Here is a 20,212-nt window from a genome sequence, read left to right on the forward strand (position 1 = left end):
GTGGGGGTGCCGGTGGTGGGGGTGCCGGTGGTGGGGGTGCCGGTGGTGGGGGTGCCGGTGGTGGGGGTGCCGGTGGTGGGGGTGCCGGTGGTGGGGGTGCCGGTGGTGGGGGTGCCGGTGGTGGGGGAGGCCTGGTCGGCGGCGACGGCGCCACTGCCGAGCCCGGCCAGGAGCAGGCCGGCGGTCGCGGCCAGCGCGACGACCGACCGTGCGGCGGACGAGGGCGTGGCGGACGTGGGCATGGCGGACGAGGGCGTGGCGGCGCGGCGGCGTCGAGTGGTGCTGAGCACGAGGGTCCCCCCAGGGAAGCGGCGGCGTCGGGTGAGGCCGCTGGCGATGTCTGGTCCAACGGACCGGACGCTGGAACTATGAGTGGTCCGGTCGAGCGATCCCGGGTGTTTCTCGGGGATTTGTCCTTCGCGGGACGCGCCGCGGCGCGGCGCGGCGTCGTCCCGCTGCGCGGACGCCCTGCCCGGCCGGTGCGAGGGCGAGTGGTCTGATGGGTGTCCCCGGCAACCATCAGCTCGACCGCCGGCCGACGACTCCTGACGAGGTGCGCACCGTGACACTGACCGACTCCACCCGGGCGGCAGCGACGCCGCCCGTCCTCGCGACGCTGCTCGAGCGCCTGCCCGAGGGACGGGTCGTGACCGATCCCGACGTGATGGCCGGCCTCTCCGCCGACCAGGCGGTCTGGGCCCCGGTGGGTCGGCCCGCGGCCGTCGCCCGGGCGCGGGAGACGGCGGAGGTGCAGACGGTCGTGCGGGCGTGCCTGGAGCACGGGGTGCCGGTCGTGGCGCGGGGCGCCGGGACCGGCCTCTCGGGTGGCGCCAACGCCCTCGACGGCTGCGTCGTCCTGGCCCTGGACGCGATGGACGAGGTGCTGGAGGTGGACCCGCTGGAGCGGCTGGCCGTCGTCCAGCCCGGCGTCGTGAACGACGACCTGCGTGGCCACGTCGCCGAGCACGGGCTCTGGTACCCGCCGGACCCCGCGAGCTCGCCCTGGTCGACGATCGGCGGCAACGTCTCCACCAACGCCGGTGGCCTGTGCTGCGTGAAGTACGGCGTGACCCGCGACTACGTGATCGGCCTCGAGGTCGTCACCGGCACGGGCGAGGTCGTGCGCCTCGGGCGCCGCACCGCGAAGGGCGTGGCGGGCTACGACCTGCTGGGGCTCATGGTCGGCGCGGAGGGCACCCTCGGCATCGTCACCGAGGTCACCGTCCGCCTGCGCCCGCTGCCGCCGCAGGGCGTCACCGTGGCCGGCTACTTCGACGACTCGGTCTCGGCCGGCGAGGCGGTGCGGGCCGCCACGGCCGCCGGCCTGCGCCCGGCCGCGTTCGAGCTGGTCGACCGGCACTGCCTGCGCGCCGTGGACGCCTGGAAGAACATGGGCCTGGCGGACGAGGCCGACGTGCTGCTCCTGGCGCGGTTCGACGACGGCGGGGCGGCCGCCGAGGCGCACGCCGAGGAGCTGCTGCGCTGCTTCCGCGGTGCCGGCTCGGGGTGGGCCGAGCGCTCGGAGACCGCCGAGGAGGCGGAGATGCTGTTCAGCGCCCGCCGGCTGGCGTTCCCGGCGCTCGAGCGGCTGGGCCCGGTGCTCACCGAGGACGTGTGCGTGCCGATCGCCGCGGTGCCCGAGATGCTCGGGCGGATCGACGCGATCGCGGCCCGGCACGACATCACCATCGCCAACATCGCCCACGTCGGCGACGGCAACCTGCACCCGCTGCTCGTCGCCGACCCGGACGACGCGGGTTCTCAGGAGCGCGCCCAGGCGGCATTCGAGGAGATCATCAGCGACGCCCTGGCGCTCGGGGGCACCGTCACCGGTGAGCACGGGGTCGGGCTGCTCAAGCGGCACGGCCTCGACCAGGAGCTGAGCCCCGCCGTGCTGGCGATGCACCGCGCCGTGAAGGCCGCGCTCGACCCCGCCGGCGTCCTCAACCCCGGCAAGGTCTTCGAGGTGGCGTCGCCGACGATCTGAGCAAACGGTTGTGAGGATGGCGTGAAGGCGCCTCATCCCGGCCGGGGGTCTACCGTTTCGGACCGGTGACAGGGACTTTGGTCCCACCCTCACCTCACCAGGAGAACCCCATGCCCGGACGTCGACGACTCTCCCGCGGCCCCCGTCGGCGGTCCGCGGTCGTGGTCAGCGCCGTCGGCGTCCTCGCGGCCTTCGTGGGCAGCTCGCTGCTCGTCTACCAGGCCTCCAGCTCGGCCTACACCTCCACGACCGCCAACGCCGGCAACAGCTGGAGCTCGGGGGTCGTCTCGATCACCGACGACGACACCGGCACCGCGCTGTTCACCATCAACGGGCTGAAGCCCGGCAGCGCGGGCGAGGCCTGCATCAAGGTCTCCTCGGCCTCCACCGTGGCCGGGTCGGTCAAGCTCTACGCCACCGGCTACAGCACGACCAACAACCTCGCCGCGTCCATCAACGTCACGGTCCAGGAGGGGACGGGCAGCACGTTCCCGTCCTGCGCCGGCTTCGTCTCCTCGAGCACCGCCTACACCGGCACCCTGGCCGGCTTCAGCACCAAGACCTCCTTCGGCACCGGCGTCGGGTCCTGGTCGCTGACCGGCACCCCCACCGAGACCCGGGTGTACCGGATCGCCTACTCCCTCGACGCCGCCGCGCCCGACTCCACCCAGGGCGGCACGGCCGGGCTGGGGTTCACGTGGGAAGCCCAGTCCTCCTGACCCTGGGCCCCGCCCGCACCGGCTGGTGCGCGCTGCTGGTCACCACGGCAGCGCGCGCCGTCCTGGCCGTGCTGGCGGGCCTGGTCGTCTGGTCGGTGCTCCCGGTCGCCCTCGGGTGGCACTCGACCGTCACCGTCTCCGGCTCGATGCTGCCCCGCATCGAGCCCTCGGACGTGGTCGTCTCCGCGCCCCTGGACCCGGGCACCGACCTGCGGGCCGGCTGGATCGTGCTGGTCGACAGCCCGGCGCAGCCGGGGACGCTGCTGGTCCACCGGGTCGTGGAGGTGCGCGAGGACGGCTCTGCGATCACCCGCGGTGACGCCAACGCCGAGCCCGACAGCGACCCGGTGGCCCGCGAGGACGTGCTCGGGCTCGCGCGGCTGCGCGTGCCGTACGTGGGACGCCCCTTCCTGTGGTGGCACGACGGGCACGCGCTGACCCCCGGAGCGCTCGGCACCGGGCTCGGCCTGCTGCTCGTCGTGCTGCTCGCGGAGTGGTACCGCCAGGGCCCCGAGGAGTGGGACGACCAGCACGACCAGGACGACCGCGCCGACCGCGCCGGCCGCGCCGCCGCGGCCGACCCGACGGGCGTGCCCGACCGGCTCCGTGGTCCCGCGGTCGGGGTGCTCAGCCTGCTGCCAGTGCTGCTGCCCGTCGCCCTGGCCCTGCTCCTGGGCGCGAGTGCCGTGCTCCCGGGCGCCGGGGCCGTGCTCGCGCCGGCCTCGGCGGCCTACCGCTCGACCACCAGCACCAGCCCCTACTCGGCCACGGCCGCCTGGTACTCCTGCCAGCGCGCGCCGCTCGCGCACGGCCCGGTCCTCGCGTGGCGCCTGGACGAGACCGGTGGCACCACGGCGGCGGACGCCTCCGGCACCGGCAACACGGGCACCTACCACGGCGGCCCCGCCCTCGCCCAGGGTCGCGCCTGCGGCACCGACACCGGCACGTCGGTGCGCCTCGACGGGATCGACGACTTCGTCGTCAGCACGACCGCGTACACCGCCCCGTCCGTCTACACCGTGGAGCTGTGGTTCAGCACCACGACCACCAGCGGCGGCAAGCTGATCGGGTTCGAGTCCGGCACCACCGCGTGGGGCTGGTCGTACGACCGGATGGTCTACATGCGCAACGACGGCCGCCTGGTCTGCGGCGCCGGCCCGAGCATCACGATCGCCTCGAGCGCCGCCTACAACGACGGCGCCTGGCACCACGTCGCCGCGACCATGTCCGCCGCCGGGATGCGGCTCTACGTCGACGGCGCCCAGGTCGGCTCCTCGACCAACACCGTCTCGCAGAGCTTCTCCGGGTACTGGCGGATCGGCTCCGGCGGCCTCAGTGGCTGGCCGGGCACGCCGTCCAGCGAGAAGTTCGCCGGCTACGTCGACGACGTCGCCGGCCACCACGCCGCCCGCTACTGAGCGGCGACCTCCGCGGCGCACAGCAGCAGCGCGTCGCGGCCGAGGACGAGGCGGCGGTGCTCACGCAGCCGCAGGCCGTGCGGCGCGAGCAGGTCGGCGACCCGCGGCGGGGTGCTGAAGGGCTCGTGCCGACGCGCGAACCCCTGCGGCAGCGCCGGGTCGCGCCGCGGGGTCGGTCGGGGCCCGTCGACGGCGTCGGCGAAGGTGGCCGTGACCACCAGGCCGTCGGGGCGCAGGACGCGGCGCCACTGCCGCACGGCCGTGTCCGGCTCCGGCAGGAGGTGCAGCGCCGTCACGCACGTGAGGACGTCGACCACGCCGTCGGCCACGGGCAGCCACGAGGCGTCACCACGCAGCAGCCCGGCGGTCGGCAGGTGGGCCCGCGCCACGGCCAGCATGGCGGGGGAGAGGTCCACCCCCACGAGGCGGTCGTCGGCCGATGCCCCTGGAGCCTGCAGCGCCCGCAGCGCCAGGCCCGTCCCCGTGGCGACGTCGAGCACGACCCGGCCGGGCCGCGGCTCCGGTCGTCGCGACCGCACCAGCGAGGCCACCGCGGCGACCAGGTCGCGGTGCATGGCGCTCTCGTCGTAGGTGGTGGCGCGGGCGTCGTAGTGCGCGCGGACGGCGGCGCGCTGCTGGGTCGGCTCCACCGCCCCATCATCCCTGGCCGTCGAGGCCACCGGCTGGCGCCCGCCGACGCCGCGCGGGAGGGTGGTGGGCATGGACGAGACCGCCGGCGCCCGCATCGACTCCCGGCTCGGCTCCCGGGTCGACCCCCTCGTCGACCCCGAGCGGGAGGCCATGGCACCGGACCCGACGCGTGACCTGCTGCTGGCCTGGCTGGGCTCCAAGCGACGGCACGTGCGCACCCAGGTGGCGGAGATGACCCCGCACGACCGGCGTGCGGCACGGCTGCCGTCGGGCTGGACGCCGCTGGGCCTCGTCCAGCACCTGACGCGGGACGTGGAGACGTACTGGTTCGCGCACGCGCTGGCCGGGGAGGACGTCGACCTCCCGGTAGGCCACGCCGGCTGGGAGGTGGCCGAGGACGCCGACGACGTGGCCCTGCTGGCGGCCTACGACCACGCCTGCGTGCACAGCGACGAGGTCGTCCGCACCCTCGACCTCGACGACCCGCCCGCGCGACCGACCGGGGTGCCCTACGCCAGCGTGCACGAGGTGCTGCTGCACGTGCTGGTGGAGACCGCCACCCACGCAGGCCACCTCGACGCCGTCCGCGAGCTCGCCGACGGCCACCAGCGGCTGGTGCTGGACGCCCCCGACGAGGGCTGAGCGCGTCAGTCGGTCTCGGCGAGCGCCTCGGCCGCGGCCAGCAGGAGGGCGTCGCCACCGCGTCGCCCGGTGAGCATCGCGCCGACGGGCAGGCCGTCCTCGTGGCTGTGGCCGGCCGGCAGCGACAGGGCGGGCAGCCCGGCCATGTTCGCCACGACCGTCCAGCAGTCGGTGTAGGGGGCCAGGGCCGGGTCGGTGATCCCCTCGGCGCCACCGGGGGTGGCCAGTGCCGAGAGCAGCGGCGCGGTCGTGGGCATCGTGGGGGAGACGAGCAGGTCGACGTCCTCCAGCGCCCGCTCCAGCGCCAGCCGCAGCCGACGGCGGACGAGGCGGGCCCGCTCGAGCGTCGGGCTGCCGGCCGCCAGCGTGCGGCCGTCGCGGTGCCGTCGGACCACGTGGGCGCCGGCGCGTCCGGTGGCCACCCACGGCGCGACCACAGGCGCCACGAGCACCGACGTCACGACCAGGTAGGCCTCCAGCGCCTCGCGCGCCTGGGGCACCGAGACCGGCACCAGCTCGGCGCCGGCCTCCTCGGCGCGCGCCAGCAGGGCGGCGACCCGCTCGCGCACCCCGGCGGAGTTCGGCAGCTCGCCGAGCTCGCGGACGACGCCCAGGCGCAGCCCGTCGAGGACCGGCGAGCCCAGGCCGAGGCGCTGCTCGACGTCCGCGCGGTGCTCGTCGTCACCGTGCCCGGCCAGCACCGAGAGGACGAGGGTGGCCGTCGCCGCGTCCCGGGTCAGGGGGCCGACCCGGTCGAACCCGCGGGCGTAGGGCACCACCCCGGCGGCGCTCACCAGTCCAGGAGTCGGCGCGAGGCCGACGATCCCGCACTGCGCGGCGGGCTCGCGCACCGAGCCGCCGGTGTCGGTGCCGAGGGCGAACGAGACCAGGCCGGCCGCCACGGCCACGGCGCTGCCGCCCGAGCTGCCGCCGGGGGAGCGCTGCGGGTCCCAGGGATTGTGCGCCGGGCCGGTCGCCGCGGTCACGGTGGAGGCACCCATGGCCAGCTCGTCCATCGTCGTGCGCCCCAGCAGCACCGCGCCGGCGGCGCGCAGGCGGGCGACGGCCACGGCGTCGCGGACCGCTGGGCGGCCCGGGTGCGCCAGCGAGCCGCAGGCGGTCACCTCACCGGCGACGTCCACGTTGTCCTTGACCGCGAACACCACGCCCGCCAGCGGGCCCGGGTCGACGCCCCGGGCCACGGCGTCGTCCACGTCCCGGGCCTGTGCGCGGGCGCGCTCGACGTCCAGGTGCACGAAGGCGTGCAGCACGGGGTCGTGCAGGGCCGTGCGGGCCAGGTGCGCCTCCAGCACGGAGGTCGCCGTCACCACGCCCTCGCGCACGGCGGTGGCCACGCGTGCGGCCGGCCAGCCGGCCGGGCCGTCGTGCGGGCCGACCACGGTGTCCGGGCGCGGACGCAGGGGCGGCGGGGCCGCGGTGCCGCGCCGACCTGCGTCAGGGGGAGCCAGGGTCATGCGGAGATGATGACTCAGCCAGCGCACAGACGCGTTCCGCCCGTGTTGCGCCCGTGTGGCGCCACCGGCGGAGCACCGCCCGGTCAGACCGTGGCGAAGCGCCCCAGCACCTGCTCGGCCCGCGTGCCGCCGAGGTGCTCGGCGAACACCCGCTGGTAGCCCAGCTCCTCGCGGGAGCGGGCCGGCGGCAGCCCCTCGAAACGGACGTCGCCCCACTCCTCCTCGGGCACGAACGCCGCCGCCTGGCGGGCCATCACCGCGCCGGTGCCGGAGCCGTCCCCGAACTGCTCCTTGCGCCGCCACAGCACGTGCTCGGGCAGCCAGCCCTCGAAGGCCTCGCGCAGGATCGCCTTCTCCTGGGCTCGGGCCTGGTGGTCCTGCCCGAGGCTCTTCCACGCCAGCGGCACCCGCTGCGCGGTCTCGAGCAGCTCGCGGGAGAGGAACGGCACCCGCGCCTCCAGGCCGTGCGCCATGGAGGTGCGGTCGGCGCGCTGGAGGTTGAGGTGGTGGAGCACCTCGATGCCCTCGACCAGGGCGTCGGCCAGCGCCTCGGGCTCGAGGTCGCGCAGGTGGTGGTATCCCGCGAACAGCTCGTCGGCGCCCTCGCCGGTGAGCACCACCTTCACGTGCTGCGCGGCGAGCGCGGAGAGCAGGTGGTTGGGCACGGCGCTGCGCACCAGGGTCGGCTCGTAGGACTCGATGGTGCGCACCACCTCCGGCAGCGCCTCGAGCACGTCGGCGTCGTCGTAGACCCGCTCGTGGTGCTCGGTGCCGAGGTACGCGGCGACCTCCCGGGCGGCGACCAGGTCGGGGGAGCCGGGGGTCCCGGCGGCGAACGAGCGGATCACCTGGCCGGGCTCGGCCAGCCGCACCATCACGGCGGCGACGATGCTGGAGTCCAGCCCGCCGGAGAGGAACACGCCCACGGGGACGTCGGCCATCATCCGCGCCCGGACGGACTCGACCACGGACTCCCGGATCGCCTCGTGCGCCTCCTCGCGGGTGGTGAACACAGGACCGATGCCGGCGCCGTCGCCCAGCGGGTCGTGCCGCAGGTCGGCGAAGGGGACGAGCCCGTCGGAGCTGCTCCAGTGGTGGCCGGGCGGGAACTCCTCCACGCGGGGGCGTGCCTCGGCGGGGAAGGCCTGGATCTCGGAGGCGACCAGCAGCCGGTCGTCGTGCTCGGCCCAGTACAGCGGCTTCACGCCCAGCGGGTCGCGACCCAGCACGAGGCCGCCGTCCTCGTCGGCGACGGCGGCGGCCCACATGCCCTTGAGCCGGTGCAGGCCGTCGGTGCCGAGCCGGTCGAGCACGTGCAGGACGATCTCGGAGTCGCTGTGGGTGGCGAAGAGGGCGTCCTCGGCCACGCCGTCCTCGGCGGCGAACCGGGCGCGCAGGTCGGCGTGGTTGTAGATCTCGCCGTTGGCGGCCACCCAGCGGCTCCCGGAGACCGCCTCGCAGGTCAGCGGCTGGCGGCCGCCGGCCAGGTCGACGATCGAGAGACGGGTGTGCCCCAGCCAGGTCGGCCCGACCTGCCGGTCGTCGCGGCCGTCGGGGCCGCGGTGGTGGAGCGCGTCCAGCATCCGCCGGCCGATCGCTCGTCCCTCCTCCAGCCTCTCCGGGGTCGGACGACGGTCGTGGACAGCGGCGATGCCGCACATGCGAGGGCTCCTCGGTCGGGGTCGGGTGACGGCCGTCGACGCTAGACCCGGGCAGGGCGCGGGGGCACACCCGGGCCGCCGGGTCGCACCTGCGGATATCCGCGTGCGCCGCACCCCACGGGCCCGGATAGCCTGTCCTGCGGGCCGGCGCCGTCGCCGTCCCGTCATCACCGCACCCGAACCAAGGAGCATCTCGTGTCCGACCTGACGATCGTCCTCGTGAACGCCGACGCGCGTGAGGAACGGACCGTCACGACCGGCACGAAGGCCTGGGAGCTCTTCACCGAGACCCCGGACGTGATCGCCGCCCGTGTCGCCGGTGCCCTGAAGGACCTCTCCTACGAGCTGGCCGAGGGCGACGAGGTCGAGGGTGTCGAGATCTCCAGCCCCGACGGCCTCGACATCCTGCGCCACTCCACCGCGCACGTCATGGCCCAGGCCGTGCAGCAGATCTTCCCCGAGGCCAAGCTCGGCATCGGCCCGCCGGTGACCGACGGCTTCTACTACGACTTCGACGTCGAGACCCCGTTCGTGCCCGAGGACCTGGTCAAGGTCGAGTCCGCGATGCGCAAGATCGTGAAGGAGAACCAGCGCTTCGAGCGCCGGCCCGTCTCCGACCACGACGCCATCTCCGAGCTCAAGGACGAGCCCTACAAGATCGAGCTGATCGGTCTGAAGGGCTCCGGCAACGCCGAGGACGCCGCCGAAGGGGCGAACGTCGAGGTCGGCGCCGGCGAGCTGACGATCTACGACAACATCAACCGCAAGGGCGAGGCCGCCTGGGGCGACCTGTGCCGTGGCCCGCACCTGCCCACCACGAAGCGCATCCCCGCCTTCAAGCTCATGCGCTCGGCGGCCGCCTACTGGCGCGGCGACGAGAAGAACAAGCAGCTCCAGCGCATCTACGGCACTGCCTGGCCCTCCAAGGAGGAGCTGGCCGGCTACCTCGAGCGCCTGGAGGAGGCCGAGCGTCGCGACCACCGCAAGCTGGGCCGCGAGCTGGACCTCTTCTCCTTCCCCGACGAGCTCGGCTCCGGCCTGCCCGTCTTCCACCCCAAGGGCGGCGTGGTGAAGCGGGAGATGGAGGACTACGTTCGCCGGCGCCACGTGGAGGAGGGCTTCTCCTACGTGGGCACCCCCCACATCTCCAAGGACGGGCTGTTCCACACCTCCGGCCACCTGCCGTACTACGCCGACACGATGTTCCCGCCGATGGAGCTCGAGGGTGCGAAGTACCAGCTCAAGGCCATGAGCTGCCCGATGCACAACCTGATCTTCTCCTCGCGCGGCCGCTCCTACCGCGAGCTGCCGCTGCGGCTGTTCGAGTTCGGCACCGTCTACCGCTACGAGAAGTCGGGCGTCGTCCACGGCCTGACCCGCGTGCGCGGCCTGACCCAGGACGACTCCCACTCCTACGTGACCCCGGAGCAGGCCCCGGGCGAGATCAAGCACCTGCTCGACTTCGTCCTCGGCGTGCTCAAGGACTTCGGTCTCGACGACTTCTACCTCGAGCTGTCCACGCGCGACGCGGACAACGCGAAGTTCATCGGCTCCGACGAGCAGTGGGAGACCGCGACCTCGATCCTGGAGCAGGTGGCCGTCGAGTCCGGTCTCGAGCTCGTGCCCGACCCGGGCGGCGCCGCGTTCTACGGCCCGAAGATCTCCGTGCAGGCCCGCGACGCCATCGGCCGCACCTGGCAGATGTCGACGATCCAGTACGACTTCAACCAGCCCGAGCGCTTCGGGCTGGAGTACCAGGCCGCCGACGGCACCCGTCAGCAGCCGGTGATGATCCACTCGGCCAAGTTCGGCTCCATCGAGCGGTTCCTGGGCGTGCTCACCGAGCACTACGCCGGCGCGTTCCCTCCGTGGCTCGCCCCGGTGCAGGTCGAGGCGATCCCGATCGCCGAGCGGCACAACGAGTACCTCACCGAGATCGCCGCGCGCATGACCAAGCAGGGCCTGCGCGTCGAGGTGGACGACTCCGACGACCGCATGCAGAAGAAGATCCGCAACGCGCAGCTGCAGAAGGTGCCGTTCATGATGATCGCCGGCGACGCCGACATCGAGGCCGGCGCCGTCTCCTTCCGCTACCGCGACGGCCGCCAGGACAACGGCGTGCCCGTGGACGAGGCGATCCAGCGCGTCCTCGACGCCGTCGCCGGCCGCGTGCAGGTCTGATCCGCACCACCCTGCAGCACCCGCACCACCACCAGCAGCGCCCCGGACCACTCGGTCCGGGGCGCTGCTGCGTCCGGCCCTCCCGGTGATCGAGGTGCGAGGCCGGCCACGGCCGAGCCTCGAGATCGCCGCACCTGCACAGCGGCCGGGTCGATACGGACTGAATGCGACACGCTGTCGCACCCAACCATTTACAAGCGACACCGTGTCGCATTAACGTCGTCGTGTCAGTTCCGCTCCCTCAGCAACCCGAACGCCCCGAGGTGACCCGCGATGACCACCACCCCCCTGCGACCGACCGGTCCCGAGACCCCCCTCTTCGACGAGCACGGCGCGCTGGACGAGCGCGCGCTCGAGAAGCTGGGCTACGAGCAGCGCCTGATGACGCTGTCGGAGGCCTCGGTCGACCACCACTTCGACGCCTTCACCGACATCGACTGGGACGACCCGGCCCTGGCCGTCCGCGACGACGACCCGCGCTGGAGGCTGCCCGAGGCCGACGTGCTCGGCGGCACCGACTGGTACCGCTCGCTGCCCGAGGCCGAGCAGATCCGCATCGGCCTCTACCGCCAGGCCTGCGTGGCCAAGGTGGGCCTCCAGTTCGAGCAGCTGCTCATCAGCGGCATCATGAACTTCACCTTCGCCCTGCCCAACGGCAGCCCGGAGTTCCGCTACTCCACGCACGAGGCGACGGAGGAGTGCCACCACACGCAGATGTTCCAGCAGCTCGTGAACCGCACGGGCGCGGACGTGGACGGCGGCACCCGCTTCTTCCGCGCCACCGCGATGCTGCTGCCGCTGGTCGCCCGCAAGTACCCCGCCATCTTCTTCTGGGGTGTCCTCGCCGGCGAGGAGCCGATCGACCACGCGCAGAAGGCCGTGCTGCGCGCCGGGGAGAACACCCACCCGCTGCTGCGCCGGATCATGCAGATCCACGTCGCGGAGGAGGCCCGCCACATCGGCTTCGCCCACCAGTACCTGGAGCACACCTCCGCCAAGCTGGGCCGTGGCGAGCGCTTCGTCATGTCACTGCTGGTGCCGGTGCTGATGCGCTGGTTGTGCAACGAGATCGTCGTGCCGAGCAAGAAGGCGCAGCGCGACATGGGCATCCCGGCCGACGTGATGAAGCAGGTCTACTGGCGCCAGCCCGCGTCCAGGAAGTTCCTGCGCGACCTCTTCGCCGACGTCCGCATGCTCGCGGAGTCCACCGGGATCATGAACCCGCTGGCTCGCCGCATCTGGCGCCTGCTCGGCATCGACGGCCGTGCCTCCCGGTTCCGCAGCGAGCCGGCCTCGGCCGCGGCCTGACGCGACCCGAGCAGAGATCCCGAGGTACACCGCCGTGCCCTACGTCGTCACCCGCGCCTGCTGCGCCGACGCCTCCTGCGTCGTGGCCTGCCCGGTCAACTGCCTGCACCCGGCACCGGGCGAGCCCGGCTTCGCCGAGGCCGAGATGCTGCACGTCGACCCCGATGCCTGCGTGGGGTGCGGCGCGTGCGCCACGGCCTGCCCGGTCGACGCGATCAAGCCGCACACCCGGCTGAGCCTGGCCGAGATGCCGTTCCTCGAGGCCAACGCCGCCTACTTCGAGACCAACCCGCACCCCGACCGCACCCCGGTGGCGCGGGTGCCCGAGCAGCGGCGCCTTCGCAGCGGCCGCCCCGTCCGCGTGGCCGTGGTGGGGGCCGGCCCCGCCGGGCTCTACGCCGCCGACGACCTGCTGCGGCACCCCGAGGTCAGCGTCGACGTGCTCGACCGGCTGCCCACCCCGCACGGGCTGGTGCGCGCGGGCGTCGCGCCCGACCACCCCGACACCAAGCGGGTGCAGCGGCTCTTCGAGCGCATCGAGTCCCAGCCGGGGTTCCGCTACCTGCTCGGGGTGAGCGTCGGCACCGACGAGGACGTGGCGGCCGAGCGCGCCGACGTGAGCGCCGCCGAGCTGCGCGAGCACTACGACGCCGTGGTCTGGGCCGTGGGGGCCGCCTCCGACAAGCGCCTGGGCATCCCCGGCGAGGACCTCGACGGCAGCGTCTCCGCCACGGAGCTGGTCGGTTGGTACAACGGCCACCCTGACCTGGTCGACCTGCCCGTCGACCTGGCGTCGCCGCGGGGCGGCCCGGGGGAGGAGCCGGACGACGGCAGCCGCCGTGCGGTCGTCGTGGGCACCGGCAACGTCGCCCTGGACGTGGCCCGCGTGCTGACCGCCGACCCCGCTCGCCTGCGCGCCACCGACGTGGCCGGTCTCGCGTGGGCCGAGCTCGCGTCCTCCACGGTCACCGAGGTGGTCGTGCTGGGCCGCCGCGGACCCGCCGAGGCCGCCTTCTCCCTCCCGGAGATCCTCGGGCTGGAGGCCCTCGCCGCGCCCGAGGACGGGATCGACGTCCTCCTCGAGACCGGTGCGTGGCCGCTGCCCGCCGCCGACACTCCGCGCGGTCGGGCCCTGGCACGCCTGGCGGCCGCCCGGCCACGCGGCCCGCTGCCGGACGGCCGACCGCGGCGCCGGGTCGTGCTGCGCACCGGAGCGGTGCCCGTCGCCGTCCTGGGCGAGGAGCGCGTGCGCGCCGTCGAGGTCGAGACCACCCGGCCCGCAGCCGACGGTCGTCCGCTGCCCACCGGCGAGGTCGCGCTGCTGCCCGCCCGCCTGCTGGTACGGGCCGTCGGCTGGTTCGGCCGCCCCGTGGCGGACCTCCCGCACGACGAGGAGACCGGCGCCGTCGTCCACGAGGACGGCAGCGTCGCGGCCCGCCCCCAGGACTTCGTCGTGGGGTGGGCCAAGCGCGGCCCCCGCGGCACCATCGGCGCGAACAAGGCGTGCGCACAGGAGACGGTGTCCTCGTTGCTGGACCACCTCGACGCGGTCACCCACCGCGTCGCCGGTGCCGCGGGCCTCGACGACCTGCTCGCCGACCGTGGCGTGGAGGTCGTGGACCTCGCCGGCTGGCGCGCGATCGACGCCGAGGAGCGCCGCCGCGGGCAGGCCGCAGGCCGTGCCCGCTGCAAGGTGGTCGAGCCCGAGGAGATGCTGCGGCTGGCCCGCCGGGCCGCCTCCGCACCTGCCCACCGCGAGGGACTCCTGGGCCGGTACGCTCGCAGGCGGCGCCGGTCCGTCCCCACGGGCTGAGCAGGCGGGACGTCCCGCCGCGGGCGCCGACGAGGCGCAGGAGGCGGAGCATGAGCGGGACGACGGCGAGCACGCCGCCCGGTCGCCCCGCCGCGCGTCGCGACGGGCGACGGGACCGCTGGGACGCCCACAAGGCGGAGCGCCGCGAGCACGTGCTGGCGGCCGCCGTCGCGGTGATCGAGGAGGGCGAGGCCGGCGCCGAGGTGCCGGTCAGCGCGATCGCGGCCCGCGCGGGGCTCTCGCGCACGGTGCTCTATCGGCACTTCGCCGATCGGGCCGACCTGGACGCCGCCGTCCAGGCGCACATCGTCCAGCAGCTCTTCGACGAGCTGCTGCCGGCCGTGACGCTCGAGGGCAGCATCGGCGACATCATCGAGCGGATCGTCGCCACCTACGTCGCGTGGTCGGCTGCCCACCCCTCGCTGCACCGGATGATCGAGTCCGACCTCGGGCCCGGCGGGGGAGCGGTCACCCAGGGCACCGAGGTGGTCGCCGGGCAGGTGCTGGCCCTCATCGTGGCCGCCCTCCAGCTGCTGGGCGCGGAGATCACCGAGGACGACGCCGCGGTGCTCGACCCGCTCACCCACGGCCTCGTCGGGGCGGTCGTCGCGGCGGTCCGGCGCTGGCTGGCGCTGCCGGAGCGACGGCCGGACGCCGTCGTCCTGGCCGAGACCGTCACCGACTCCGTCTGGTACCTCCTCGACGGGCACGCCCGGGCCCTCGGCGTCGAGCTCGACCGTGACCAGCCCCTCGCCGACCTGTTCGAGGACCCCGCCCCGCCGACCGCCCCGGCCGCGGATGGGGCAGGATCGACGACGTGAGCGACGAGCACCCCGAGGGCCCGCTGGTGCAGGACGGCGTCGGCGAGCCCGACGACCTGGACCGGCTCTGGACTCCCCACCGGATGGCCTACATCCGCGGCGAGAACAAGCCCGCGGACGCCTCCGCCGGCCAGTGCCCGTTCTGCCGGGCGCCCGGCCTCACCGACGAGGACGGCCTCGTGGTGCTGCGCGGCGAGCTGGCCTTCGTCATCCTCAACCTCTACCCCTACGCGCCGGGGCACCTGATGGTCTGCCCCTACCGCCACGTCAGCCTCTACTCCGAGACGACGGGGGAGGAGGCGGCGGAGATGGCCGTGCTGACCAAGCAGGCGATGAGGACGCTCGGCACCGTCTCGCGGGCCGAGGGCTTCAACATCGGGATGAACCAGGGCGCCGTGGCCGGTGCCGGGATCGCCGCGCACCTGCACCAGCACGTCGTGCCCCGCTGGCCGGGGGACCAGAACTTCATGCCGATCATCGGCCGCACCAAGACCCTGCCCGAGCTGCTCGGCGACACCCGGGCGCTCCTCGCCGAGAGGTGGACCGCCTGATGGGCGCCCCGACCAGCAACACCCCCGCCGCCGGCCTCACCGTCACCCCCGACGACGTCTGGCTCGCCGGCGACCTCGTCCGCGAGGCCGCCGGCCTCGCCGCCCGGATGCGCGCCGAGGCCGGCGGCAGCATCGCCACCGACACCAAGACCAGCGTCTCCGACGTGGTCACCGCCGCCGACAAGGCCGCCGAGGCCCACGTCCTGGAGCGGCTGGCCCAGGAGCGCCCGGACGACGGCGTGCTCGGCGAGGAGGGCGCGACCAGTGCCTCCGCCTCCGGCCGGGAGTGGGTCATCGACCCCGTGGACGGCACCTGGAACTTCGTCGCCGGCATCCCGTGGTGGTGCTCGGCGCTGGCGCTGCGCACCGTCGGCACCACCGGTGCCACCGACGTGCTCCTCGGCGCGGTGCACGACCCTGCGCAGGGGCGCACCTTCGTCGGCGGGCCCGGGGTGCCCACCACCGTCAACGGGGAGCCCCTGCCCCCGCTGGCCGACGTCGACCTGGCCTCGAGCGGGGTCGCCACCTACCTGCACCCCACGTTCCAGCACGGGCCGGTCGGCGACGCCTGGCGGCGTGCGGTCTCGGGCGTGGCCACGATCCGGGCGCTCGGCTCGTCCTCGATGGACTCCACGGCCGTGGCCGAGGGGCGCCTGGGCTGCCAGTTCCAGCACAGCCTCCCCGACTGGGACCGCCTGCCCGGCGCCGCGCTGGTGCTGGGCCTCGGCGGAGCCGCCGCCCTCGTGCAGGCCGGCGGCCGCACCTGGAACATCACCGGTGCCCCGCGCGCCGTGGCCGAGGTCGAGGCACTGCTCCTCGCCCAGGACCAGTAGGGTCTGGCTCGAGATGTTGGACAGGTTCAAGGGCTTCTGGCAGGGCGTCATCCTCGCGCCGTTCGTGCGACTCCTGGTGCGGATGGGGGTCAGCCCGGACACGGTGACGCTCGTGGGCACCCTCGGCGTGGCCGCGGCCGCGCTGATCTTCTACCCGACGGGCCACCTGCTGGCCGGCACGGTGTTCATCACCTGCTTCGTCTTCTCCGACCTCATCGACGGTCAGATGGCGCGCAGCACCGGCAAGTCGTCCCTCTTCGGGTCCTTCTGGGACTCCACGCTCGACCGCATCGGCGACGGAGCGGTCTTCGGGGGCCTCGCGCTGTACTTCGCGGGCCCCGGCGACAACTACCTCTACCTGTGCCTGAGCCTGTACTGCCTCGTCATGGGTGCGGTCACCTCCTACGCCCGGGCCAAGGCGGAGTCGCTGGGCCTGGACGCCAAGGGCGGCCTCGCCGAGCGCGCCGACCGTCTCGTGCTGATCCTGGTGGCCACCGGGCTGGGCGCGATCTTCGGGCTGCCGTGGCTGATGTTCGCCGCGCTGTGGATCCTCGCGTTCGCGAACTCCTACACGGTGGTCTTCCGCATTCGGAAGGTCTACGGCCAGGCCAAGGGCCGTCCGCTGCCGGGCTGAGCCTGACGCGGCCGGACTGGTCGCCGGCCCGCGCGGGGCTGGCCGTAGCATGCGGCCATGAGCGAGACCCAGCACAGCGTGACCGCCCCCGAGACCGGCACCGACCGCGTGAAGCGCGGCATGGCCGAGATGCTCAAGGGCGGCGTGATCATGGACGTGGTCACCCCCGAGCAGGCCAAGATCGCCGAGGACGCCGGCGCCGTCGCCGTCATGGCCCTCGAGCGCGTGCCCGCCGACATCCGCGCCCAGGGCGGCATCTCCCGGATGAGCGACCCCGACATGATCGACGGCATCGTCGAGGCCGTCTCCATCCCCGTGATGGCCAAGGCCCGCATCGGCCACTTCGTCGAGGCGCAGGTGCTCCAGAGCCTCGGCGTGGACTACATCGACGAGTCCGAGGTGCTCAGCCCGGCGGACTTCTCCCACCACATCGACAAGTGGCAGTTCACCGTGCCGTTCGTCTGCGGTGCCACCAACCTGGGCGAGGCGCTGCGCCGCATCACCGAGGGCGCCGCGATGATCCGCTCCAAGGGTGAGGCCGGCACCGGTGACGTCTCCAACGCGGTCACCCACATGCGCACCATCCGCGCCGAGATCAAGCGCCTGACCACGCTGCCCGCCGACGAGCTGTACGTGGCCGCCAAGGAGCTCCAGGCGCCCTACGCGCTGGTCGCCGAGATCGCCCGGACCGGCACGCTCCCCGTCGTCCTCTTCACCGCCGGCGGCATCGCCACCCCCGCCGACGCCGCGATGATGATGCAGCTCGGCGCCGACGGCGTGTTCGTGGGCTCGGGCATCTTCAAGTCCGGGAACCCGGAGCAGCGGGCCGCCGCGATCGTGAAGGCCACGACCTTCCACGACGACCCCGACATGGTCGCCAAGGTCTCCCGCGGCCTGGGCGAGGCCATGGTGGGCCTCAACGTCGACGAGCCCGCGCGCTCCATCCAGTTCGCCGAGCGCGGCTGGTGACCCACCGGCCACACCGGGGGCGACGCCTGCCCCCGGTGCGGCCGGTCGGGTAAAAACCTGCGTCGACCTCGCAGGAACCCCGGGCAGGGACCGATGGGGGAGAGGAACCCTCCCTCTCCCCAGGAGTCGCCATGCCCGCCCCGTCCGTCTCGCACCGCGGTCGATCCCGCCGCTACGCCTACGTGCGCAGCGCCGTGGCCGTCGTCGTGGCCGTGCTGCTCCTCCTGGAGATCCGGGGCACGCTGGCATCGTGGTCCGACAGCGTCGGCGTCGGCGGCGTCACCGGCCTCGCCGCCGGCAGCCTGGCGCTCACGGACACGACGGCCGGCACCTGCGCCGCCGCCGGCTGGACGATCGACTCCGCCGAGGCGGCGCCCGGCATCAGCTTCGACCCCGTCACCATGGCCCTGGTGCCCGGGGACGTGCTCACCAAGAGCTGCACGTTCACCCTGGACGCCACCGGCGAGCACCTGCGGGCCACGCTGGCCACCACCTCGCCCACCACCACCGGCGACCTGGCGGCCGAGCTCGTGGTCGGGGGTGCCTTCACCGTCGGTGGCGCCAGCGTCACCGAGGTGACCGAGGCCAACGACGGCGAGACCATCGCCGCGACCCTGTCGATCACCTACAACGGCACCGCCGACAACACCACCCAGCTCGACACCGCCGACATCGGCGGCTACACGGTCTCCCTCACGCAGGTCCACGACTGATGGCCGCCGTGACCACCACCCCCGCGCTGCGGCGCGGCGCGTCGACCGACCCGCACCGCCGCGGGTCCACGGTGCTCGGCGGCGTGCGCCGCGTCGCGCGGTCGGTGGTCACGGGCGTGGCGTTCCTGACCAGCCTGGTGGCCGCGGCCGCCCTCGTGCTGGGCATCGGCCTCCCCGCGCTGTTCGGCGCCCAGCCGTTCACGGTGCTCACCGGCTCGATGAGCCCCACCGTCCTGCCCGGCTCCCTGGTCGTGGTCAAGCCGCTGCCCGTCGAGGACGTCCGCGTCGGCGACATCGTCACCTACCAGGTCGCCTCGGACCGCCCGGAGGTGATCACCCACCGGGTCGTGGCCCGGGCCCAGGGGCCGGACGGTCGCACCTGGCTGCAGACCCAGGGCGACGCCAACGCGACCCCCGACGTCGAGTGGGTGCGGCCCGAGCAGGTCCGCGGCCGCGTCTGGTACTCCGTCCCGCACCTGGGTCGGGTCTCGCTGCTGCTCGACCACGACCAGCGTCGGTGGCTCTCCCTGGCCGCCGCGCTGTGGCTGTTCGGCTACGCCCTCCTGACGACGGTGCGGGCGCTGCGCTCGCCGTCGGTCTCCAGCCGCGAGGCGGCTCGTGCGGCCGACCGGAGGAGGCTGCACCTCCACTCGGGGGTGCACCGTGCCTAGGCGGGCCGCCCCAGCGCACCGGGCGCGCAGCAGCGGCCGCACGCACCTGCGGCGGGCCGCGTGGCTGCTGGGCCTGGCCCTCGTCGCGCTGCTCGTCGTGCGCCCCACCTGGGCGGCCTGGACCGACTCGGCCCAGCTGACCGGCACCACCGTCACCGCAGGCTCCCTGGACCTGCGGCTGGACGGTGCGGACTCCCGGGCCACGACCACGCTCTCGATGCCCGTCATGGTGCCCGGCAGCTCCTCGGCGGAGCTGGTCTCGGTGCAGAATAACGGCACGGCCAAGCTCACCTGGACGTTCTCCGGGTCGCTGTCCGGCACCGGCGCCTCCGCGTACGCCACCGCCTCGGCCCTCACGGTCACCGTGCGTTCCGGCGCCACCGTCTCCGGGAGCGGTTCCGCGGCCACCTGCAGCGGCGGCACCGCCCTCGCTTCGAGCGTCGCCCTGGGCACGACCAGCACCTCGCTGGTCACCGCGCAGGGGCCGCTGTCCGCCGGCGGGTCCACGTCCGTGTGCGTCCAGGTCACGCTGGACGCGGCGGCCCCCTCGACCCTCATGGGGGCCACGGCCTCCGTGGCACTGACGGCGGGCGCGTCGTCGGTCGTCTCGTGAGCCGGCTCCTGCGGCGCCTGGCCTGCGCGCCGCTGGCTCTGTGGCTGGTCCTCGTGCTGCCCACCGGGGGAGCCGCAGAGGCTGCCTGGGCGGACTCGGCCGCCCTCACCGGCACGACCGTCACGGCCGCGGGGCCGGCGGGCCCGGTGCTCTCGTGCGGCGCCCTCACCCTCGGCGGGGCCGACGTGTCCTGGACCGCGGTGCCCGGCGCCACCGGCTACCGCCTCACCTACGGCGGGGCGGACCACGACGTCTCCGCCGCGACCCTCACCCAGCACTTCACGAGCCTGCTCGGCACGAGCACCGTGACCGTGCGGGCCAGGTTCGGCACGACCTGGGTCTCCAACAGCTCCAACAGCAGGACGGTCACCGTGGTGGCCTTCCTCATCGGCGTGTGCGGCTGATCCGGACCAGACCGGCGAGCGAGGCGGAAACGCTTGCCCGCCGGCCCCGGGGCGCGTGCGTGGTCAGGAGTGACCAGACGGGACCAGTCACACCGGGAGCCGGCTCGGCAGCGATCGGTCGGACTCGGTGCGATCCGGTTCCTTTACC

20 protein-coding genes are annotated in these 20,212 nt (G+C 74.3%); 16 read left to right on the forward strand and 4 right to left on the reverse strand.

The genetic code is table 11. From position 1 onward, the window contains the following. The coding region (locus M8330_RS17365) for a hypothetical protein (RefSeq protein ID WP_250828355.1) at window positions 1-290 on the reverse strand (290 nt) is incomplete at its 3' end. A gap of 272 nt (window positions 291-562) precedes the next feature. Here M8330_RS17365 and M8330_RS17370 point away from each other — a divergent pair. From M8330_RS17370 to M8330_RS17380, 3 genes are all read left to right on the forward strand, one after another. Continuing rightward, window positions 563-1,987 (forward strand): FAD-binding oxidoreductase, encoded by a 1,425-nt coding sequence (locus tag M8330_RS17370; RefSeq protein WP_250828356.1) that lies wholly within the window; start codon window positions 563-565, stop codon window positions 1,985-1,987. Window positions 1,988-2,097: 110 nt separating this feature from the next. Then, entirely contained in the window at window positions 2,098-2,706 is a 609-nt protein-coding gene (locus tag M8330_RS17375) for a hypothetical protein (RefSeq protein WP_250828357.1), read from the forward strand. Continuing rightward, window positions 2,685-4,124, forward strand: coding sequence for a signal peptidase I (locus tag M8330_RS17380; protein WP_250828358.1), 1,440 nt, complete (start codon window positions 2,685-2,687; stop codon window positions 4,122-4,124). The genes M8330_RS17375 and M8330_RS17380 overlap by 22 nt, the downstream gene beginning before the upstream one ends. On the opposite strand, the gene M8330_RS17385 is transcribed toward M8330_RS17380, so the two are convergent. Then, on the reverse strand, window positions 4,118-4,846 hold the full coding sequence (locus tag M8330_RS17385; RefSeq protein WP_250828359.1) for a class I SAM-dependent methyltransferase: 729 nt from the start codon (window positions 4,844-4,846) through the stop codon (window positions 4,118-4,120). The two genes, M8330_RS17380 and M8330_RS17385, sit on opposite strands and share 7 nt — an antisense overlap. Between M8330_RS17385 and M8330_RS17390 the strand changes: the two genes are divergently transcribed. Beyond that, a complete protein-coding gene (locus M8330_RS17390; RefSeq protein WP_250828360.1) occupies window positions 4,845-5,417 on the forward strand; it encodes a mycothiol transferase in 573 nt (190 codons plus the stop codon). The genes M8330_RS17385 and M8330_RS17390 overlap by 2 nt on opposite strands. A gap of 5 nt (window positions 5,418-5,422) precedes the next feature. On the opposite strand, the gene M8330_RS17395 is transcribed toward M8330_RS17390, so the two are convergent. Further along, window positions 5,423-6,892, reverse strand: coding sequence for an amidase (locus M8330_RS17395; RefSeq protein WP_250828361.1), 1,470 nt, complete (start codon window positions 6,890-6,892; stop codon window positions 5,423-5,425). Window positions 6,893-6,975: 83 nt separating this feature from the next. Next, window positions 6,976-8,553, reverse strand: a complete 1,578-nt coding sequence (asnB, locus tag M8330_RS17400) for an asparagine synthase (glutamine-hydrolyzing) (protein WP_250828362.1) — start codon at window positions 8,551-8,553, stop codon at window positions 6,976-6,978. Window positions 8,554-8,748: 195 nt separating this feature from the next. Here asnB and thrS point away from each other — a divergent pair, with 195 nt between their 5' ends. From thrS to M8330_RS17460, 12 genes are all read left to right on the forward strand, one after another. Beyond that, window positions 8,749-10,734: a threonine--tRNA ligase gene (gene thrS, locus M8330_RS17405; protein ID WP_250828363.1), complete on the forward strand. Its 1,986-nt coding sequence runs from the start codon at window positions 8,749-8,751 to the stop codon at window positions 10,732-10,734. A gap of 273 nt (window positions 10,735-11,007) precedes the next feature. Further along, window positions 11,008-12,042, forward strand: a complete 1,035-nt coding sequence (locus tag M8330_RS17410; protein WP_250828364.1) for an AurF N-oxygenase family protein — start codon at window positions 11,008-11,010, stop codon at window positions 12,040-12,042. A gap of 34 nt (window positions 12,043-12,076) precedes the next feature. After that, window positions 12,077-13,855 (forward strand): FAD-dependent oxidoreductase, encoded by a 1,779-nt coding sequence (locus M8330_RS17415; RefSeq protein ID WP_250828365.1) that lies wholly within the window; start codon window positions 12,077-12,079, stop codon window positions 13,853-13,855. 50 nt (window positions 13,856-13,905) lie between these two features. Beyond that, window positions 13,906-14,676, forward strand: coding sequence for a TetR/AcrR family transcriptional regulator (locus M8330_RS17420; RefSeq protein ID WP_250828366.1), 771 nt, complete (start codon window positions 13,906-13,908; stop codon window positions 14,674-14,676). Continuing rightward, a complete protein-coding gene (locus tag M8330_RS17425) occupies window positions 14,673-15,227 on the forward strand; it encodes an HIT family protein (protein ID WP_250828367.1) in 555 nt (184 codons plus the stop codon). Before M8330_RS17420 ends, M8330_RS17425 begins: the two co-directional genes overlap by 4 nt. After that, entirely contained in the window at window positions 15,227-16,060 is an 834-nt protein-coding gene (locus M8330_RS17430; RefSeq protein ID WP_250828368.1) for an inositol monophosphatase family protein, read from the forward strand. The genes M8330_RS17425 and M8330_RS17430 overlap by 1 nt, the downstream gene beginning before the upstream one ends. Before the next feature lie 13 nt (window positions 16,061-16,073). Next, entirely contained in the window at window positions 16,074-16,694 is a 621-nt protein-coding gene (pgsA, locus tag M8330_RS17435; protein ID WP_250828369.1) for a phosphatidylinositol phosphate synthase, read from the forward strand. Window positions 16,695-16,751: 57 nt separating this feature from the next. Beyond that, window positions 16,752-17,663 (forward strand): pyridoxal 5'-phosphate synthase lyase subunit PdxS, encoded by a 912-nt coding sequence (pdxS, locus tag M8330_RS17440; RefSeq protein WP_250057086.1) that lies wholly within the window; start codon window positions 16,752-16,754, stop codon window positions 17,661-17,663. 131 nt (window positions 17,664-17,794) lie between these two features. Continuing rightward, window positions 17,795-18,376, forward strand: a complete 582-nt coding sequence (locus tag M8330_RS17445) for an alternate-type signal peptide domain-containing protein (RefSeq protein ID WP_250828370.1) — start codon at window positions 17,795-17,797, stop codon at window positions 18,374-18,376. Window positions 18,377-18,384: 8 nt separating this feature from the next. Next, window positions 18,385-19,047, forward strand: coding sequence for a signal peptidase I (locus M8330_RS17450; protein ID WP_250828371.1), 663 nt, complete (start codon window positions 18,385-18,387; stop codon window positions 19,045-19,047). Further along, complete coding sequence (locus M8330_RS17455) at window positions 19,040-19,660, forward strand: SipW-dependent-type signal peptide-containing protein (RefSeq protein ID WP_250828372.1); 621 nt, start codon at window positions 19,040-19,042, stop codon at window positions 19,658-19,660. The genes M8330_RS17450 and M8330_RS17455 overlap by 8 nt, the downstream gene beginning before the upstream one ends. Beyond that, window positions 19,657-20,064 carry a hypothetical protein gene (locus M8330_RS17460; RefSeq protein ID WP_250828373.1) on the forward strand — a complete coding sequence of 136 codons (408 nt, stop codon included), beginning with the start codon at window positions 19,657-19,659 and terminating at the stop codon, window positions 20,062-20,064. Before M8330_RS17455 ends, M8330_RS17460 begins: the two co-directional genes overlap by 4 nt. The last annotated feature ends 148 nt before the right edge of the window (window positions 20,065-20,212 follow it).

It is taken from the genome of Nocardioides bruguierae, assembly GCF_023656415.1.
GTDB classification, from domain to species: domain Bacteria; phylum Actinomycetota; class Actinomycetes; order Propionibacteriales; family Nocardioidaceae; genus Nocardioides; species Nocardioides bruguierae.

Coding starts and splice junctions, on each gene's coding strand:
- M8330_RS17375 (WP_250828357.1), top strand. CDS start 2,098: ATGCCCGGACGTCGACGACTCTCCCGCGGCCCCCGTCGGCGGTCCGCG.
- M8330_RS17390 (WP_250828360.1), top strand. CDS start 4,845: ATGGACGAGACCGCCGGCGCCCGCATCGACTCCCGGCTCGGCTCCCGG.
- M8330_RS17385 (WP_250828359.1), bottom strand. CDS start 4,846: ATGCCCACCACCCTCCCGCGCGGCGTCGGCGGGCGCCAGCCGGTGGCC.
- M8330_RS17395 (WP_250828361.1), bottom strand. CDS start 6,892: ATGACCCTGGCTCCCCCTGACGCAGGTCGGCGCGGCACCGCGGCCCCG.
- asnB (WP_250828362.1), bottom strand. CDS start 8,553: ATGTGCGGCATCGCCGCTGTCCACGACCGTCGTCCGACCCCGGAGAGG.
- M8330_RS17410 (WP_250828364.1), top strand. CDS start 11,008: ATGACCACCACCCCCCTGCGACCGACCGGTCCCGAGACCCCCCTCTTC.
- M8330_RS17420 (WP_250828366.1), top strand. CDS start 13,906: ATGAGCGGGACGACGGCGAGCACGCCGCCCGGTCGCCCCGCCGCGCGT.
- M8330_RS17430 (WP_250828368.1), top strand. CDS start 15,227: ATGGGCGCCCCGACCAGCAACACCCCCGCCGCCGGCCTCACCGTCACC.
- pgsA (WP_250828369.1), top strand. CDS start 16,074: ATGTTGGACAGGTTCAAGGGCTTCTGGCAGGGCGTCATCCTCGCGCCG.
- pdxS (WP_250057086.1), top strand. CDS start 16,752: ATGAGCGAGACCCAGCACAGCGTGACCGCCCCCGAGACCGGCACCGAC.
- M8330_RS17445 (WP_250828370.1), top strand. CDS start 17,795: ATGCCCGCCCCGTCCGTCTCGCACCGCGGTCGATCCCGCCGCTACGCC.